At 71.7% G+C, this 16,628-nt stretch carries 16 protein-coding genes; 6 read left to right on the top strand and 10 right to left on the bottom strand.

The features are described from left to right. Positions 1-6 precede the first annotated feature (6 nt). The 5 genes from ACT26F_RS14960 to ACT26F_RS14940 all read right to left on the bottom strand — a co-directional run bounded on the left by ACT26F_RS14960 (position 7) and on the right by ACT26F_RS14940 (position 5,829). Positions 7-384 carry a heat shock protein transcriptional repressor HspR gene (locus tag ACT26F_RS14960; protein ID WP_471671341.1) on the bottom strand — a complete coding sequence of 126 codons (378 nt, stop codon included), beginning with the start codon at positions 382-384 and terminating at the stop codon, positions 7-9. Further along, positions 377-1,483 (bottom strand): molecular chaperone DnaJ, encoded by a 1,107-nt coding sequence (gene dnaJ, locus ACT26F_RS14955; RefSeq protein ID WP_471671340.1) that lies wholly within the window; start codon positions 1,481-1,483, stop codon positions 377-379. Before dnaJ ends, ACT26F_RS14960 begins: the two co-directional genes overlap by 8 nt. Before the next feature lie 24 nt (positions 1,484-1,507). Beyond that, the gene (locus ACT26F_RS14950) at positions 1,508-2,107 is read right to left on the bottom strand and encodes a nucleotide exchange factor GrpE (RefSeq protein WP_471671339.1); all 600 of its coding nucleotides are present in this window, start codon (positions 2,105-2,107) and stop codon (positions 1,508-1,510) included. After that, positions 2,104-3,942, bottom strand: coding sequence for a molecular chaperone DnaK (gene dnaK, locus ACT26F_RS14945; RefSeq protein WP_471671338.1), 1,839 nt, complete (start codon positions 3,940-3,942; stop codon positions 2,104-2,106). Before dnaK ends, ACT26F_RS14950 begins: the two co-directional genes overlap by 4 nt. A gap of 210 nt (positions 3,943-4,152) precedes the next feature. Beyond that, the gene (locus tag ACT26F_RS14940) at positions 4,153-5,829 is read right to left on the bottom strand and encodes an FAD-dependent oxidoreductase (protein WP_471671337.1); all 1,677 of its coding nucleotides are present in this window, start codon (positions 5,827-5,829) and stop codon (positions 4,153-4,155) included. A 56-nt stretch (positions 5,830-5,885) separates the two neighbouring features. On the opposite strand from ACT26F_RS14940, the gene ACT26F_RS14935 reads away from it, so the two are divergent. The 4 genes from ACT26F_RS14935 to ACT26F_RS14920 are packed head-to-tail and all read left to right on the top strand — an operon-like array spanning position 5,886 to position 8,921. Further along, positions 5,886-6,464, top strand: coding sequence for a TetR/AcrR family transcriptional regulator (locus ACT26F_RS14935; RefSeq protein ID WP_471671336.1), 579 nt, complete (start codon positions 5,886-5,888; stop codon positions 6,462-6,464). Beyond that, positions 6,461-7,873: a flavin-containing monooxygenase gene (locus ACT26F_RS14930; RefSeq protein ID WP_471671335.1), complete on the top strand. Its 1,413-nt coding sequence runs from the start codon at positions 6,461-6,463 to the stop codon at positions 7,871-7,873. The genes ACT26F_RS14935 and ACT26F_RS14930 overlap by 4 nt, the downstream gene beginning before the upstream one ends. Continuing rightward, complete coding sequence (locus ACT26F_RS14925; RefSeq protein ID WP_471671334.1) at positions 7,864-8,481, top strand: acetoacetate decarboxylase family protein; 618 nt, start codon at positions 7,864-7,866, stop codon at positions 8,479-8,481. The genes ACT26F_RS14930 and ACT26F_RS14925 overlap by 10 nt, the downstream gene beginning before the upstream one ends. Further along, positions 8,478-8,921, top strand: a complete 444-nt coding sequence (locus ACT26F_RS14920; RefSeq protein ID WP_471671333.1) for a DUF3817 domain-containing protein — start codon at positions 8,478-8,480, stop codon at positions 8,919-8,921. Before ACT26F_RS14925 ends, ACT26F_RS14920 begins: the two co-directional genes overlap by 4 nt. A gap of 16 nt (positions 8,922-8,937) precedes the next feature. Here ACT26F_RS14920 and ACT26F_RS14915 read toward each other — a convergent pair whose 3' ends face one another. Next, the gene (locus ACT26F_RS14915; RefSeq protein ID WP_471671332.1) at positions 8,938-10,374 is read right to left on the bottom strand and encodes an NCS2 family permease; all 1,437 of its coding nucleotides are present in this window, start codon (positions 10,372-10,374) and stop codon (positions 8,938-8,940) included. 131 nt (positions 10,375-10,505) lie between these two features. On the opposite strand from ACT26F_RS14915, the gene ACT26F_RS14910 reads away from it, so the two are divergent. After that, positions 10,506-11,462, top strand: coding sequence for an FKBP-type peptidyl-prolyl cis-trans isomerase (locus tag ACT26F_RS14910; RefSeq protein ID WP_471671331.1), 957 nt, complete (start codon positions 10,506-10,508; stop codon positions 11,460-11,462). Between the two features lie 3 nt (positions 11,463-11,465). Here the strand turns inward: ACT26F_RS14910 and ACT26F_RS14905 are convergent, their stop codons facing one another. Genes ACT26F_RS14905 through ACT26F_RS14890 form a run of 4 tightly spaced genes read right to left on the bottom strand, consistent with a single transcriptional unit; the run spans position 11,466 to position 15,211 of the window. Further along, positions 11,466-12,071, bottom strand: coding sequence for a DinB family protein (locus ACT26F_RS14905; RefSeq protein WP_471671330.1), 606 nt, complete (start codon positions 12,069-12,071; stop codon positions 11,466-11,468). Between the two features lie 20 nt (positions 12,072-12,091). Then, the gene (locus tag ACT26F_RS14900; RefSeq protein WP_471671329.1) at positions 12,092-12,661 is read right to left on the bottom strand and encodes a TIGR03086 family metal-binding protein; all 570 of its coding nucleotides are present in this window, start codon (positions 12,659-12,661) and stop codon (positions 12,092-12,094) included. Positions 12,662-12,668: 7 nt separating this feature from the next. Further along, positions 12,669-14,309 carry an ABC transporter permease gene (locus tag ACT26F_RS14895; RefSeq protein ID WP_471671328.1) on the bottom strand — a complete coding sequence of 547 codons (1,641 nt, stop codon included), beginning with the start codon at positions 14,307-14,309 and terminating at the stop codon, positions 12,669-12,671. After that, positions 14,306-15,211: an ABC transporter ATP-binding protein gene (locus ACT26F_RS14890; protein ID WP_471671327.1), complete on the bottom strand. Its 906-nt coding sequence runs from the start codon at positions 15,209-15,211 to the stop codon at positions 14,306-14,308. Before ACT26F_RS14890 ends, ACT26F_RS14895 begins: the two co-directional genes overlap by 4 nt. 57 nt (positions 15,212-15,268) lie before the next feature. Between ACT26F_RS14890 and ACT26F_RS14885 the strand changes: the two genes are divergently transcribed. Continuing rightward, entirely contained in the window at positions 15,269-16,627 is a 1,359-nt protein-coding gene (locus tag ACT26F_RS14885; RefSeq protein ID WP_471671326.1) for an amidase, read from the top strand. Position 16,628: the final 1 nt, after the last annotated feature.

The following is a 16,628-nucleotide window of genomic DNA, read 5'->3' as shown; positions in this document are numbered from 1 at the left end:
CCGAACTCAGGACCGGCGCTGGGTCCACAGGGAGATCTGGCGCTGCGAGTACAGCGCCGGCAGGTTCTGCGGCTCGCGGGCGTGCAGCAGCTCGGCCTGCAGTTCGGCCACGCGTGCCCGCAGCGCGTCGACCTGGTGCTGCAGGTCGATGACCCGCTTGACGCCCTCGAGGCCCAGGCCCTCGGCCGTCAGTCGCGCGACCTCGCGCAGCAGCTCGACGTCGCGCAGCGAGTAGCGCCGCCCGCCACCGGCCGTGCGTCCGGCGGCGACGATGCCGAGCCGGTCGTACGTGCGCAGGGTCTGCGGGTGCAGGCCGCTGAGCTCGGCCGCGATGCTGATCACGTAGACCTTCGCATCAGGGCCGGGGGGCACGAAGTCATTCATCGTCGGAGCCCTCCAGCCGGGCCGCGCGGTAGGCCTCGACGGCGGCGAGCTGACTCTCGCCGGGCTCGGTCGGCACGCGGATCTCGACCGTGACGAGCAGGTCGCCGCGCGAGCCGTCGCGCCTCGTGCCGCCCTTGCCGCGGGCGCGGAACGTGCGGCCGTTGGGCGTGCCTGCGGGCACCTTGAGCCTGACGGTCGAGCCCTCGAGCGTGGGCACCTTGAGCTCGGTGCCGAGCACCGCCTCGTCGAACTCGATCGGCACCGTGATCGTGAGGTCGTCGCCCTTGCGCCCGAACAGCGAGTCGCCCTCGACGTGCACGACGAGGAAGAGGTCGCCCGCGGGGGCACCGGCGTCGCCCTTGGCACCCTTGCCGCGCAGCTTGATGCGCTGACCGTCCTTGACGCCGGCGGGGACCTTGACGTTGATCGTGCGGCTGGCCGGGGAGCGGCCGGAACCCGCACAGACCGTGCACGCGTGCTCGACGACGAGACCGCGGCCGCGGCACTGCGAACAGGGCTCGGTCCTCGCGAACACGCCCCCGGAGGCGCCCGTCTGCATGCCACTGCCCTGGCACTTCGTGCACACCTTCGGCACGGTGCCGGGCTGGGCGCCGGTCCCGTGGCACGTGGCGCACGGCTCGTCGCTCGTGAGCCGCAGCGGCAGCGTCGCGCCCTCCATCGCCTGACGGAAGCTGATGGTGGCCTCGGTCTCGAGGTCATCGCCGCGGCGCGGCTGGGGCTGGCGACGGCGACCGCCGCGCGCGCCCCCACCGAAGATGCCGCCGAGGATGTCGCCGAGGTCGAAGTCCGCGCCGCCACCGGGGTACGAACCCCCGGAGGGGAACCCACCCTTGAACTGCCCGAACAGCGAGCGCTGCTCGTCGTACTGCTTGCGCTTCTCCGCCGAGCCGAGCACCGCGTAGGCCTCGGAGATCGACTTGAAGCGATCCTCGGCCTGCGCGTTGCCCGGATTGGAGTCGGGATGGTTGTCACGCGCGAGCTTGCGGTAGGCCTTCTTGATGTCCGCCGCCGTCGCGTCCTTCTTGACGCCCAGGACCGCGTAGAAGTCCTTGGTCGCCCAATCGGTCGGTGCACTCATGACAACCCTCCCTCCTCTCGGTGATTACTCGTCGGCGGCGGACTCGTCCGTCGCCTGCGTCGCACCCGCGTCCTCGTCGGCTGCCGCCGGGACCGCTGCGGCCGGGGCCGGATCGACGACGCCCACGACCGCGGGACGCAGCACCCGGTCGCCGACGCGGTAGCCGGTCCGCATGACCTGCGCGATGCTCTGGACCTCGACGTTCGGGTCCTCGCCGGCGTGGAAGACGGCCTCGTGCAGGTTCGGGTCGAACGGTTCGCCGACGGCGCCGAAGGACTCGAGCCCGTACTTCGCGAGCGTCGCCTGCAACTGGTCGGCCACGGCCTTGAAGCCGCCGGTCAGCTCACCGTGCTCGTCCGCGCGACCGATGTCGTCGACGACCGTGAGCAGATCGGCCAGGACCTTCTGCTCACCGGTCCTGAGCGCCTTCGCCCGGTCATCCTCGGTCCGGCGCTTGTAGTTGATGAACTCGGCCTGCTTGCGCTGGAGGAGGTCCGTGAGCTCGGCGTTCCGCTCCTCCAGCGAGGGGCCCTCAGCCGCGGTGGGCTGGGGCTCCTCGCCGGGGGTGGTGGACGCCTCGGCGGGCTCGACGACCTCGTCGGGCTCGGTCACCGGATCGGTCACCTCTGGTCGCCCTCGTCGTCGACGATCTCGGCCTCGACGACATCGTCGTCATCGGCCGGCGCGTCACCGGTGGGGGCATCCGAGGTCTGGGCCTCGGCGGCCGCGGCCGCGTACATGGCCTCGCCCATCTTCGAGCTGGAGGTGCCGAGCTTGGTCACGGCGGCCTCGATGGCCGACGTGTCCTCGCCCTTGAGCGCCTCGTTCACGGCGTCGATGTCGGCCTTGACCTCGGACTTGACGTCGTCGCCGATCTTGTCGTCGTTCTCGGCCAGGAACTTCTCGGTCGAGTGGACGAGCGATTCGGCCTGGTTGCGGACCTCGACGGCCTCGCGGCGCTTGCGGTCCTCCTCGGCGTACTCCTCGGCGTCCTTGACCATCTTGTCGATGTCGTCCTTGCTCAGGGCCGACCCGCCGGTGATGGTCATCGACTGCTCCTTGCCGGTGCCCCGGTCCTTGGCCGAGACGTTGACGATGCCGTTGGCGTCGATGTCGAACGTGACCTCGATCTGCGGCACGCCACGCGGCGCCGGCGGCAGGCCGGTCAGCTCGAACGTGGCCAGCAGCTGGTTGCCGGCGGCCATCTCGCGCTCGCCCTGGTAGACCTGAATGGCCACGGAGGGCTGGTTGTCGTCGGCCGTCGTGAAGACCTCGGACCGCTTGGTCGGGATCGTCGTGTTGCGCTCGATGAGCTTCGTCATGACACCGCCCTTGGTCTCGATGCCGAGGGACAGCGGGGTGACGTCGAGCAGCAAGACGTCCTTGACCTCGCCCTTGAGCACGCCGGCCTGCAGGCTCGCGCCGATCGCGACGACCTCGTCGGGGTTGACGCCCTTGTTGGGGTCCTGGCCGCCCGTGAGGGTCTTGACCAGCTCGGACACGGCGGGCATGCGGGTCGAGCCGCCGACGAGGACCACGTGGTCGATGTCGCCCACGGTGATGCCGGCGTCCTTGATGACGTTGTTGAACGGCGCCTTCGTGCGCGCCAGCAGGTCGGCCGTGATCTTCTCGAACTCGGCGCGGGTCAGCGTCTCGTCGAGGAAGACCGGGTTGCCGTCGACGACCGTGATGTAGGGCAGGTTGATCGACGTCGAGGACGAGCTGGACAGCTCGATCTTGGCGCGCTCGGCGGCCTCGCGGATGCGCGGCATCGCCATCTTGTCCTTGGTCAGGTCGGTGCCGGTGTCGGCCTTGAACTTCGTGACCAGCCAGTCGACGATCGCGTTGTCCCAGTCGTCGCCGCCGAGGTGGTTGTCGCCGCTCGTGGCCTTGACCTCGATGACGCCGTCGCCGATCTCGAGCAGGGACACGTCGAACGTGCCGCCGCCGAGGTCGAACACGAGGATCGTCTGGTCCTCGCTCTTGTCCAGGCCGTACGCGAGGGCGGCGGCCGTGGGCTCGTTGATGATGCGGCTGACGTTCAGGCCCGCGATCTCGCCGGCCTCCTTGGTGGCCTGACGCTGGTGGTCGTTGAAGTAGGCCGGGACCGTGATGACCGCGTCGGTGACGGGCTCGCCCAGGTAGGCCTCGGCGTCGCGCTTCAGCTTCTGCAGGATGAACGCGCTGATCTGCTGCGGGGTGAACGTCTTGTCGTCGATGCCGACGTTCCAGTCCGTGCCGATGTGGCGCTTGACCGAACGGATCGTGCGATCGACGTTCGTGACTCCCTGGCGCTTGGCGACCTCGCCGACGAGGACTTCGCCGTCCTTGGCGAAGGCCACGACGGAGGGAGTGGTGCGAGCGCCCTCGGCGTTCGCGATGACGGTGGGCTCGCCGCCTTCGAGTACGGCGACGACGGAGTTCGTCGTGCCGAGGTCAATACCGACCGCGCGGGCCATGGTTGCCTCCTGGGTTGTTGCTCGTTCGCTGGGTTGAAAATCTCGGCGTCAGATGACTTGAGTCCGATGTTATCAACTTCATCCAGCGCCCGATCATTCCCCCCGGGGTGGCCGGCGCGACGGTTTACCACGGTGCCTCGGTTCTTCCCGTCCTCCCTCGGTGAGTTCACCGAGGGACGAAGGAATTTGCCAAGGGACCGTGGTAAACCGTCAGACCCCGGCCCAGCGGAGGGAGGCGGGGGCGGAGGGCGGCACCTGCGGATCGCGCGGGGAGACCGGGGCGAGGCGGGCGTAGGGGGCTCCGAGCGCGGGGCGTGGGTCGGCGTCGCCCCGGTTGGGCCACAGCGAGAGCGCGCGCTCGGCCTGGGCCGTGATCGTGAGCGACGGGTTCACGCCGAGGTTGGCGCTGACCGTCGAGCCGTCCACGACGTGCAGGCCCGGGTGGCCGAACATCCGGTGGTACGGGTCGACCACGCCGTCCTGCGGACCGGTCCCGATGACGCAGCCGCCGATGAAGTGGGCCGTCATCGGCACGCCGATGAGATCGGCCACCGATCCGCCCGCGGTGCCGCCGAGCTGCTCGGCCAGCCGCCGGGCGATCCGGTGCGCGACCGGGATCCACTCGGGGTTCGGCTCGCCCTCGCCCGGGCGGCTGCTCATCCGCGAGCCCCACGGACGACGCTTCAGGAACGTCGTCACCGAGTTGTCCAGCGACTGCATCGTCAGGATCACGAGCGACTGCTCGGCCCAGCGCCGGGGGTCGTGCAGGCGCCCCGCGGCCCGCAGGCCCAGCTCCCGGTACGTCCTCAGCGCCGCCCGCCACCGCGGGACGCCCTCGACGGGATCGACGAGGTGGGCGTTCAGCAAGCCGATCAGCCCCGAGCCGGGCCCGTACCGGACGGGCTCGACGTGCGTGTGCGGGTCAGGGTGGAACGACGACGTGATCGCGATGCCGGCGGTGTGGTCGGCGTTGCGGTCGCCGTCCCGCGCGGTGAGGACCGCCTCGGAGTTGGTCCGGCTCAGCCTCCCGAGCATGGGCGAGACGTGCGGCAACGACCGGCGCCGGAGCCGGTGCAGCAGCTGCTGGGTGTTGAGCGCATTGCCCGCGAACACGACCTGCTCGGCGGTCAGCCGCGCACGACGCCACGGCGCGCCGGTCCCCCGCGTCGACACCCGGTAGCCGCCACGATGCGGGCGGACGTCGACGACGGTCGTCAGCGGACGCACCTCGACCCCGGCCTGCTCGGCCAGGTGCAGGTAGTTCTTGACGAGCGTGTTCTTCGCGCCGACGCGGCAGCCGGTCATGCAGGCGCCGCACTCGGTGCACGTCGTGCGCGCCGGCCCACGACCGCCGAAGAACGGGTCCGCGACGGGCGTGCCGGGCTCGGCACCGAACAGGACGCCCACGTCGGCGGGGTGGACGGTGTCGGCGACGCCCAGCTCCGCCGCGAGGTCGGCCATCCACCGGTCGGGCGCCGTGCGGCCCGGGTAGGTCGTGACCCCGAGCATGCGACGGGCCTGGTCGAAGTGCGGCGCCAGCTCCTCGCGCCAGTCGGTGACATGCGCCCAGCGCGGGTCGCGGAAGTAGTCGTCGCCCGGCTCGTAGAGGGTGTTCGCGTAGACGAGCGAGCCACCGCCGACGCCCGCGCCGCTCGCGATCAGCACGTCGCGCAGCGGCGTGATCTTCATGATCCCGAAGCATCGCGCCCACGGCGCCCACAGGTAGCGCCGCACGTCCCACGACGTCCTGGGCAGCTCGTCGTCCTCGAAGCGGCGGCCCGCCTCGAGGACCACGACGCGGTACCCCTTCTCCACGAGCCGCAGGGCCGCGACGCTGCCACCGAACCCCGAGCCGACGATCGCCACGTCGTAGTCGTACGTCTTCACGTGTCAGATCGTAGATCCTTGTTGACACCTTGCCAATAGGGCACGACACTGCTGGCATGTCGTCGACCCACACCCGGCTCGCCCCGGACTCGCGACGCCGCTCGATCCTCGACGCGGCGGCACGCCTGTACGCCGCGCGACCCTACGACGAGGTCTCCACGACCGAGCTGGCCAGCGCCGCCGGCGTCACCCGCGGCCTCGTCCACCACTACTTCGGCACGAAGCGCGAGCTGTTCCTCGACGTCATGCGCGAGCAGGTGACGATGCCCGAGTCGGTGCTGCCCGACCTCACCGAGCTGCCGATGTCGGTCCGGATCGACCGCACGATCGACTGGATCCTCGACGCCGCGACGACGTACGGCCAGGCCTGGGTCGCCGCCTCGGGTGCCGCGAACCTGCACGGCGACTCCGATGTCCAGACCGTCGTCGACGAGGCCGACGACCGCGCCGCCCGGCTCGTGCTCGACGCCCTCGGGCTGCGCGACGATCCCCGGCTGCGGGCTCGGCTGCGGCCGGTCGCGGCGTACGTCAAGGCGCTGTGCCGCGAATGGCTCGTGCGCGAGACCCTCACCCGCGCCGAGGTGCACGCCGACGTGTGTGCCGCGGTGCTCGTCGTCGTGGAGGAGACGTCATGACGTCCATCGGCATCATCGGAACGGGCTTCGGCGGGGTCGGTACCGCGATCGAGCTGCTCTCCCACGGGTACACCGACGTGCGGCTGTGGGAGCGCTCGGACGGCATCGGCGGCGTGTGGCGCGACAACACCTACCCCGGCGCGGCGTGTGACATCCCGGGCCCGCTGTACTCCTTCTCGTTCGCGCCGAACGAGTCCTGGACCCGCCGGTACCCGACGCAGCCGGAGATCCTCACGTACCTGCGCGACGTCGCCGAGCGCCACGGCGTCACCGCGCGCTGCCGGTTCGGCCGGCGCGTGGTCTCGGCCCACCACGACGGCGCGTGGACCGTCACGTTCGACGACGGCACGACCGAGACCGTCGACGTGCTGGTGAGCGCCGTCGGCCAGCTCTCCGAACCGCATGCCCCCGACATCGACGGGCTGGCGGAGTTCGCCGGCCCCGTGCTGCACGCGGCAGCGTGGGACGACTCGGTCGACCTGCGCGGCCGTCGGGTCGCCGTCGTCGGGACGGGTGCCTCCGCGGTCCAGATCGTCCCCCAGCTGGCCGACCACGCCCGCGAGCTGCTCGTCGTCCAGCGCTCGGCCAACCACATCCTGCCGAAGGCCGACGGCGCCTACCCGGGCTGGTACCGCGCCACCGCGAAGCACGAGCGCGCGCCGATCGACTGGGTGACGCAGCAGTTCTCCAAGGGCCTCGACCCCGACTCGCCCGTCGCGACCGTGATCGACCGACTCGCCTCGACCCACCTGCGACTGCGGGTCCGCGACGCCGAGCTGCGCCGGCACCTGACGCCCACGCACCCGATCGGCTGCAAGCGCATCCTGTTCTCGAACGACTACTACCCGACGCTGACCCGCGATCACGTCCGACTCGTCCCGCAGGCGCTCGCGCAGGTGCGTCAGGACGCGATCCGGACCGCCGACGGCGCCTGGCACGAGGTCGACGCGCTCGTCTTCGCGACGGGCTTCGACACGCAGGACTTCCTGCGCGGGATCGACGTCTCGGGACCCGGCGGCGACCTGCACGAGCGGTGGCGCACCGGCGCCCGCGCGCACCTGGGCATCCACGTGCCGGGCTTCCCGAACCTCTTCCTGGCCTACGGCCCGAACACGAACCTCGGCGGCGGATCCATCATCGCGATGCTGGAGGCGCAGGCGCGCCACATCCGGCTCGTGCTGGACACCCTCGCCCGGCGCGATGCCCGCACGGTGCAGGCCCGGCCCGAGGCCGAGCAGGGCTGGGACGACCGTGTCCAGGGCGAACTCGAGCACTCCGCGTGGGCGGGCTGCTCCAGCTGGTACCGGCACCCCGTGTCGGGACGCATCACCTCCAACTGGCCGGGTGGCACGCACGCCTACGAGCGCGTGGTCGCCGATGTGGACGAGGCGGACTTCGCATGGACCTGACCTACCCTCCCGAGCCGTGGCACCTGCACGGCCACGGCCTCGTCAGCGCGGGCCTGCTGCCCCGCGAGTTCGAGGTCGAGACGCCCCCGGGCACGCGCGTCGTGCGGATCGCGGGGCGACCCGTCGCCGGTGCGGTGCTGCTGACGTACGCCGAGCCGAGCCCCCTGACGTACCACGAGGTCATGCTGGCCGTCCTCGTCCGGCGGGGGCTGCGCTGCTTCGTCCACATCCCGTACATCTGGGTGGACAGCGAGGCGTCGCGCGACGGTGGCCGGGCGCTGTGGGCCATCCCGAAGGAACTGGCCCGGTTCGAGGACCGCGGACGGTGCGCGACCGGGATCGCCGCGGCCACGATCCACCGGATCCGCGGTTCGCTGCGGGTGCCCTCGGGTTTCCGGGTCGTGCAGGACCGCGCGGGCGGGGCCCTCGAGACCCGCGTCCGCGGGCGGGCCACCGTCTCGCCGGCGCGCGCCTCGTGGGAGTTCGACCCGACGGGCCCGCTCGCCGCCGCGATCGGCTTCCGTCCGCTGCTGCACGTGCTGATCCGGCGCTTCCGGCTCACCTTCGGTGAAGAGCGTCAACCGGCCACCCGGACAATGGAGGCATGACCCCCCGTCGCCTGTTCCGTACCGTCGCCGTCGCCGAGGCCATCACGTGGGCCCTGCTGCTCGGCGGGATGTTCCTCAAGTACGTCACCGAGACGACCGAGCTGGGGGTGCGGATCGGCGGCATGCTGCACGGGATCGTGTTCATCGCCTACCTGTTGACGACGCTCGTCGTCGCGACGGACGCCCGCTGGAGCACGCGCCGGACCCTGGTCGGCCTGCTCGCCGCGATCCCGCCGTTCTTCACGATCTGGTTCGACGTCGCGATGGAGCGTCGTCAGGCCCTGCCGGAGGCGTGGCGCCTCTCCCGCGAGGCGCCGTCCGGTCTGCGCGAGCGCCTCGTCGGCTGGCTCATCGCCAAGCCCGTCCAGGGTGCCGCCGTCGGCCTCGTCGCCGTGGCCGCCCTCACCGGGCTGGCGCTCGTCGCGGGCCCGCCGGCCTGAGGTACCGCCGAGGCGGTCAGCTGAGCCAGCGGGTGATCGGGTCGATCGCGAAGTACACGACGAAGAGCGCGGCGATCAGCCACAGCAGGGCGTGCACCTCGCGCGCCTTGCCCATCACGACCTTGATCACGACGTAGGTCAGGAAGCCCGCGCCGATGCCGGCGGTGATCGAGTACGTGAACGGCATGAGCGCGATCGTGAGGAAGGCCGGGATCGCGATCTCGAGGTCGTTCCAGTCGATCTCGGTGACCTGCGTCATCATCAGGAAGCCGACGAGCACGAGCGCGGCCACCGCGGCCTCGTTCGGGATGACCTCGACGAGCGGCGTGAAGACCGTCGCGAGCAGGAAGCACACGCCCGTGACGACGCTCGCGAGTCCGGTGCGGGCACCGTCGGCGACGCCGGCCGTCGACTCGACGTACGACGTGTTGCTCGAGATGCCGGCGACACCGCCGACCGCCGCGGCGACGGAGTCGACGACCAGGATGCGCTGGGCGCCCTCGGGGGCACCGTTCTCGTCGTTGAGACCAGCCTCGGCGCCGACGGCGGTCATCGTGCCCATCGTGTCGAAGAAGTCGGCCAGCATCAGCGTGAAGACGAGCAGGCAGGCCGCGACGACGCCGATGCGGTCGAACGAGCCCAGCAGGTTGAACGAGCCCAGCAGCGAGAAGTCGGGCTTGGAGAAGACCGAGTCCGGCACAGCCGGCACGTTCAGGTTCCAGCCCTTGGAGGTCGGGTCGCCGTTCGCCCCGGGGGTGTCGGTGATCGCCTGCACGATGATCGCGAGGATCGTCGTGGCGACGATGCCGATGAGGATCGCCCCGGGAACGCGGCGCACGTACAGGCTGATCATGAGCAGCAGGCCGATGCAGAACACCACGACGGGCCAGCCGGCCAGCTCGCCGCCGATGCCCATGCCGATCGGGGGTGCGGCGTTGCCGGTCGCGCGGACGAAGCCGGCGTCGATGAGGCCGATCAGGGTCAGGAACAGGCCGATGCCGACGGCGATCGCGGTCTTGAGCTGACCCGGCACGGCGTCGAAGACGGCCTTGCGGAAGCCGGTCAGCACGAGGACGAGGATCACGATGCCCTCGAGCACCACGAGGCCCATCGCGTCGGCCCACGTCATCTGCGTCGCGACCGAGAAGGCGACGAACGCGTTGAGGCCCAGGCCCGTCGCGAGGGCGAGCGGGAAGTTGGCGACCGCGCCCATCAGGATCGTGAGGACGCCCGCGACCAGGGCGGTGCACGCCGCGATCGTCGCGAAGCCCGATCCCGGCTCCGTGCCGCCACCGAGGAACTTCCCGTCGGCGTCGGCGACCCCGCTGAGGATGATCGGATTGAGCACGATGATGTACGCCATCGTCAGGAAGGTGACGATGCCGCCACGGACCTCCCGGCCGATCGAGGAGTCACGTGCACTGATCTTGAAGTACCGGTCGATCGAAGTCACCACGAGGCACGATCCTGCCAGAGGTGGCAGGGCGAATCCATGGCGACCTCCTGCGCCGGGCACAGGTCCGGTACAGGTAGGCTCGCAAGACTGATCCGGACCACCACTCCTGCGAATCGAGACTCCCTCCCATGCGGCATCTCAAGACCCTGCCCATCGTCCTGCTGCTCTCGGCGGCCACGCTGGCGGCGTGCGGCGACTCGTCCAAGGACGACAAGGCCAAGGCCGACGCGTGCACCAGCTACGAGTCCGGCTCGACGAGCGAGGCGGTGAAGGTCACCGGCGACTTCGGCAAGACCGGGCCGAAGGCCACCTTCACGACCCCGCTCGCGGCGAAGGCCGACGACCTGCAGCGCACGGTGCTCGACGAGGGCGACGGCGACGACACCGCGAAGGGCGACGACGTCGAGTCCGTCATCTCGATCTTCAACGGCCGGACGGGCAAGCAGGCGGTCAGCGAGAACGCGACCCTCACCGCCGGTGACGACCAGACCTTCGAGGCGTTCCGCGCCGGGATCGAGTGCGTGCCGGTGGGCTCGCGCGTCGTCACGACCGTGTCGGCGACGGACGTCTACGGCGAGGAGGGCTACCCCGACCTCGACATCAAGGCCACCGACGCCCTCGTGATCGTCACCGACGTCGTCGACATCCGCAAGCCCGTCAAGGCCGAGGCCTGGACGGAGGACGTGCCCGAGGTGACGTTCGCGAAGGACGGCACGCCGAAGGTCACGCTGCCCGACACCGACCCGCCGACCGACGTGCTGGTCAAGGTCCTCAAGGAGGGCGACGGCGACACCGTCGAGGACGGCGACACCATCACCGTGAACTACCAGGGCAGCACGTGGGAGTCCGGCGGCAAGGTCTTCCAGCAGACGTTCGGCAAGGACGGCCAGCCCGCCCAGCTCTCGACCGACCAGGTCGTCCCGGGCTTCAAGGCCGGCGTCGTGGGCCAGAAGGTCGGCTCGACGGTCCTGATCAACATCCCGCCGGAGTACGGCTACGGGGCCGAGGAGAGCGAGGGCAACGAGCTCGGCGGCAAGACCCTGGTCTTCGTCGTCGAGATCAAGTCCATCGACGCTGCGCCCTGATCGTCACAGCAGTTCGGAGGGGACGCGGATCGTGCGTCCGCGTCCCTTGAACGGCTGCGCCGCACGGAAGATCCCCTGCCGGTACGAGGTCCACCAGGCCGGGTCACGCTCGGCGGCCTGCGCGTCGCCGCGGTCGCCCTGACCGTCGAGCAGCTCGCGCAGGATCTCCAGGTGCCCGGCGTGCTGCGCGGTCTCGGCGGTGATGTGCAGCAGCAGCGTGTCGAACGTCGTCGCCGAGGTGGCCCACCACGGCACGCGTGCGGGTGAGTCGGGCGGCAGTGCCGCGGCGGCCCGCTCGGTCTGCTTCGCCACGATCGCGTAGAGGTCCAGGACCCACGCCGCGGACTCGTCCTCGGTGAGCCACAGGTCGGCGTTGTCCTCCATCGAGCCGTCCTCGACCCACGACAACCTCAGGTCGCTCGGGAATCCGGAGCACGTCGTGACGTACTCGTGCTCGACGCTGGCCAGGTGCTTGACCAGGCCTAGCAGGTTCGATCCCGACGGCGTCAACGGCCTCCGGGCGTCGTACTCGTCGACCCCGTGGAGCGCCCGGGCGACGTCGCGCCGGACGCGACGGAGGTAGTGCAGTGTCACGGCCCGGTCGCTCATCGCCCCTATCGTGCCAAGCGTCAGTCGCCCGAGGGGTGTGACGTACGCCACATTGGGTCGCGGCCGATGAACCCCATGAGGCGCGTGACGCCATCGGCGTCGTCCGCGACGGCCACGGCGGGACCGTACTGGCCCGAGTCGCGCAGCACCTGCTCCATGGGTCGCATCGCCTCGAGCAGCGCGGCGCACTCGTCCGGGTCGAGGCCCGAGGGCACGCCGGCGGCCTCCGCCAGGTCCCACGTGTGCATGAGGACGTCCGTCACGTAGATCTGGTCGATCATCTCGCCGAGCGGGCGGGTCCCGACGTGATCGTGAGTGAAGTCCTCGGCCGCGGCCGGCGACTCCAGCAGCGCCTGGATCTCGCTCGCGTGCGCCGCCCACGTCGCCGCGGGGTCCGTCTCGTCGACCTCGCGGGCCAACGCGACCCCGCCGTGCTCGAGGAACCCGGCCGACCACGTCACGAGGTGCAGCACGACGTCGCGCGCCGCCCAGCCGGGCACCGGCGCCGGCGCGTCCCAGTCGTCGACCTGCCCGACCACGTCCTCGAGGGTGTCGGCGATCCGTCGGTGGCGGTCTGCGTGGCTCGTCATGGACCCATCAGGCCCGGACGTGCCCTCCCGTGTCAACCGTCGGCGCGTGACGGCGGAGCCGGAACCGCGGCGCGGATGCCGACGAGGGGATGTCGCGGCGGCGGAAGAGCGCGACGGCCACGGCGACGAGGGCGAGGGCGGCCGCGGTCATGACGCCGAGGGGAGCCCACGCGATCGGGTCCACGGGCACGTTGGGCACGTGCTGGAAGACCGACAGCCGGCGCAGCCAGTCGGGGACGCCGAGCAGGTCCCCGTAGGGCCCGACGAGCACGGAGAACACCGCCACCACCCACGCCCAGCCGAGCAGGGCGGGGCGCCACGCGAACAGCGCAAGGGCCAACGCCGCGAGGACCCAGGCCGCGGGCACCCGCACGAGGTTCGCCGCGAGGGCGTCGGCGAGTCCACCGCCGACGAGACCGTCGCCCAGCGCAGCGACCAGCTGCAGCGCGACGACGCCGGCGAACGCCAGGGCGGCCGTCGTCAGCAGCAGCCGTGGCCGGGCGACCGAGGTCGAGAGCGTCGACTCCAGCCGGCCCGAGGTCTCCTCCGCGCGGGTCGCTCCCACGTGGGCGATCGCCCAACAGGCCGCGGCGATGCCGAACAGCTGCGCCATGACGGCTTCGAAGGAGTCGAGGATCGCGCCCGAGCCACCGAGGGACTCCAGCACCTGCTTGATCTGGGGCGTCGCGTCCGCGAAGTTCGCGAGGTCGGGCTTCACCGATCCGATGAACACCGCGAAGAGGCACACGACGACGGCCCAGCCGAGCAGGTTCCGCCACGCGAGCCGCACCGCGAGCGTGCCCGGCCCGCGCAAGGCACGCGCCGAGGCCCGGCCGGCCCCCACGCGCAGCAGACCGGCCCCGAGGTCGCGGCGGAGTGCACTGGTCGCCCCGATCGCGAGCAGCACCCCGAGGGTGGCCACACCCGCGAGGACCAGCCACCACGTCACCTCGCCGAAGGCGTCGACTGCGGTCGACCAGCCGAAGGGATTGAGATCGGTCAGCGTGGACCGGTCGCGCAGCTCCGTGACTCCGCGGACGACGTACGCGAGCAGGACCACGCCGATCGCCAGGCCCTTCGCCGTACGAGCCGTCGTCGCGATCTCGGCGGCGACCACGGCCAATCCGATCCCCGCGAGCGACGGGAGCCCGACCTGGACGGCGTAGGCGCCGAGCTGGCCGGCCGTACCGCCGCGGCCGACGAGGGACAGCGCCGACGCGGCCGACGTCGCGACGACGAGCAGCAGCGCCACCACCACGGCGGCGGTCATGGTCGCGAGTCGGCCCACGCGACCGGCGGCGAGCAGCTCCTGCCGACCGGTCTCCTCCTCGGCGCGGGTGTGGCGCACGACGGTCATGGCCGCGAGCACGGCCAGCGTGCCGGCCATGAACAGTCCGACGCGCCACGACACCGTCGAGGCGATCGTCTCCGGGTGGGTGAACTCGCCGAGCAGCAGCTCGAACGCGGGCGTCGCGGCCATCGACTCCTGCAGCGCCTGCCGGTCGGCCAGGTCCGGCGCGACGTTCTGCATCTGGCTCGCCGTGGCGAGGTACGTGCCGGCGAAGGCCAGCACGGTCCACACGATCCACCACCGCTCGCGCCGCAGCGCGAGACGCAGCATCCCGCCCGAGCCGGCGAAGGGCCTCATCCGAGCCGCTCCGAGCCCCCGCCGGCGTACTGGCTCAGGAAGAGCTCCTCGAGCGACGGCGGCTCGACGGTCAGGCCGATCGGCGACAGCGCCGCGAGGGCGGCGAGCACCGGGCCGACCGCCGCGTCGTCGACATGGAACGACGTGCGCGCGCCGTCGGTGCGCACGTCGTGCACCCCGGGCAGCGCCGCGAGGGCGGCAGGGTCGCCGGCGAGCTCCGCCGAGACGGTCGACCGGGTTACGCTGCGCAGCGCGTCGAGCGACCCCGTGAGCACCGTGCGGCCCTCCCGCACGATCGTGACGTCGTCGCACAGCGCCTGGACCTCGCCGAGGATGTGGCTCGACAGCAGGACCGTCGCACCGCGATCGGTGGCCTCGCGGACGCACTCGCGGAACTGCTCCTCCATGAGCGGGTCGAGTCCCGAGGTCGGCTCGTCGAGGATCATCAGTTCGGCGTCCGCCGCGAAGGCGGCCACGAGCGCGACCTTCTGCCGGTTGCCCTTCGAGTAGGCCGAGGCCCGCTTCGTCGGGTCGAGGTCGAACCGCTCGAGCAGCGCGTCGCGATGGGTGGCCCGGTCGCGCACACCGCGCATCGACAGCAGTAGGTCGATGGTCTCGCCGCCGGTCAGCCGCGGCCACAGCGCGACGTCCCCGGGCACGTAGGCCAGCCGCGCGTGCAGGTCGACGGCGTCCGCGAAGGGATCGCGGCCGAGTACCGTGACCCGGCCGCCGTTCGCGCGGTACAGGCCCAGCAGCACCCGGATCGTCGTGGACTTGCCCGCACCGTTGGGGCCGAGGAACCCGTGGATCCGACCCGCCCCGACCGAGAGGTCGAGGCCGTCGAGCGCGGCGAACGAACCGAACCGCTTCACGAGCGACGAGATGTCGATGACGGTGTCCATGTGCCCATACTGCCGCGCGCGGGGCGCGATCCCGGGGCTCCGTGAGACGGTGGCACGGTGACGGAGCTGCACGACCTCGACGCCCATGACCTGGCCGCCACGATCGCCCGAGGGGAGGCGTCCTGCGTCGAGGTGACGCGGCACTTCCTGGATCGCGTCGACGGCGAGCGGCTCGGTGCCTTCGTGACCGTGACGCCCGAGTCAGCCCTCGCGCGGGCGGCGGCACTGGACGCCCTCGACGAGCGGCCGCCGTTCGCCGGCGTGCCCACGGCGTTCAAGGACCTCACCGCGACGGCCGGCGTGCGCACCACGATGGGCTCGGTGCTGCTGGCCGAGAACGTGCCCGACCACAACGCGCACGTCGTGGACCTCGTCGAGGCCGCGGGATTCGTGAGCCTGGGCAAGACGAACACCCCCGAGTTCGGACTGAGCTCGTACACCGACAACGACGTCGTCGGACCGGCCCGCTGCCCCGCCGACCCGACGTTGAACGCAGGCGGCTCGAGCGGCGGTGCCGCCGCGGCGGTCGGCGCCCGGCTGCTCCCCCTCGCACCGGGCAGCGACGGCGGCGGGTCGATCCGCATCCCGGCGTCGTGCTGTGGCGTGATCGGCCTCAAGCCGTCACGCGGCCGCGTGAGCGCCGGACCCGACGTCCCGATGTGGAGCGGGCTGGCCACCGACGGCGTGCTCGCACGCAGCGTGCGCGACGTGGCGTCGGTGCTCGACGTGCTCGCGCGTCCCGTCGCGGGCTCGTCGCGCGTGTGGCCGGCGCCGTCGACCTCGTTCACGGCGCGACTCGGGCGCGATCCCGGCCCACTGCGCATCGCGACGTGGACGACGCCGTACCTCGACCTCGCGACCGCCTCCCCCGGCTCCGTGGCCGCCGTCGCGGCGGCCCGCGACACCCTCGCCGGGCTGGGGCACGAGGTGGTCGAGATCGCGAATCCGTGGCCGGCCGAGCTCGAGCCGCAGTTCAACGTCGTGTGGTCCGCCGGCATGGCGTCGCTCCCCCTGCCGCCGGAGGCGCTGACGTCCCTGCGCCCCACGACGCGCTACTGGTTCGAGCGCGGCGGCCGGGCCTCGGCACCCGAGCTGGCGGCGGCGCTGGGCTTCCTGGAGCTGACGACGAGCGCCGTCAACGCCTCCCTCGCGGACTTCGACCTGTTCCTCACGCCCACCCTGGCGCTGCCGCCGCAGCCGCACGGCTGGTTCACCGAGACCGGGGACCCCGCCGAGGCGCACCGACGCGAGCTGCTCTTCACGCCCTACACGGCGCTCATGAACATGAGCGGTCAGCCTGCGATGAGCCTGCCGCTGCACGAGCACGAGGGCCTCCCCGTCGGGGTGATGCTCGCGGCCCACGTCGGTGCCGACGCCCTGCTGCTGCAGGTGGCCGACCAGGTGCTGGCGGCCTGAC

It is taken from the genome of Aeromicrobium sp. SP1, assembly GCF_055663785.1.
The sequence above is the reverse complement of the archived record's forward strand: the minus strand, read 5'-3'. Positions and strand labels throughout refer to the sequence as shown.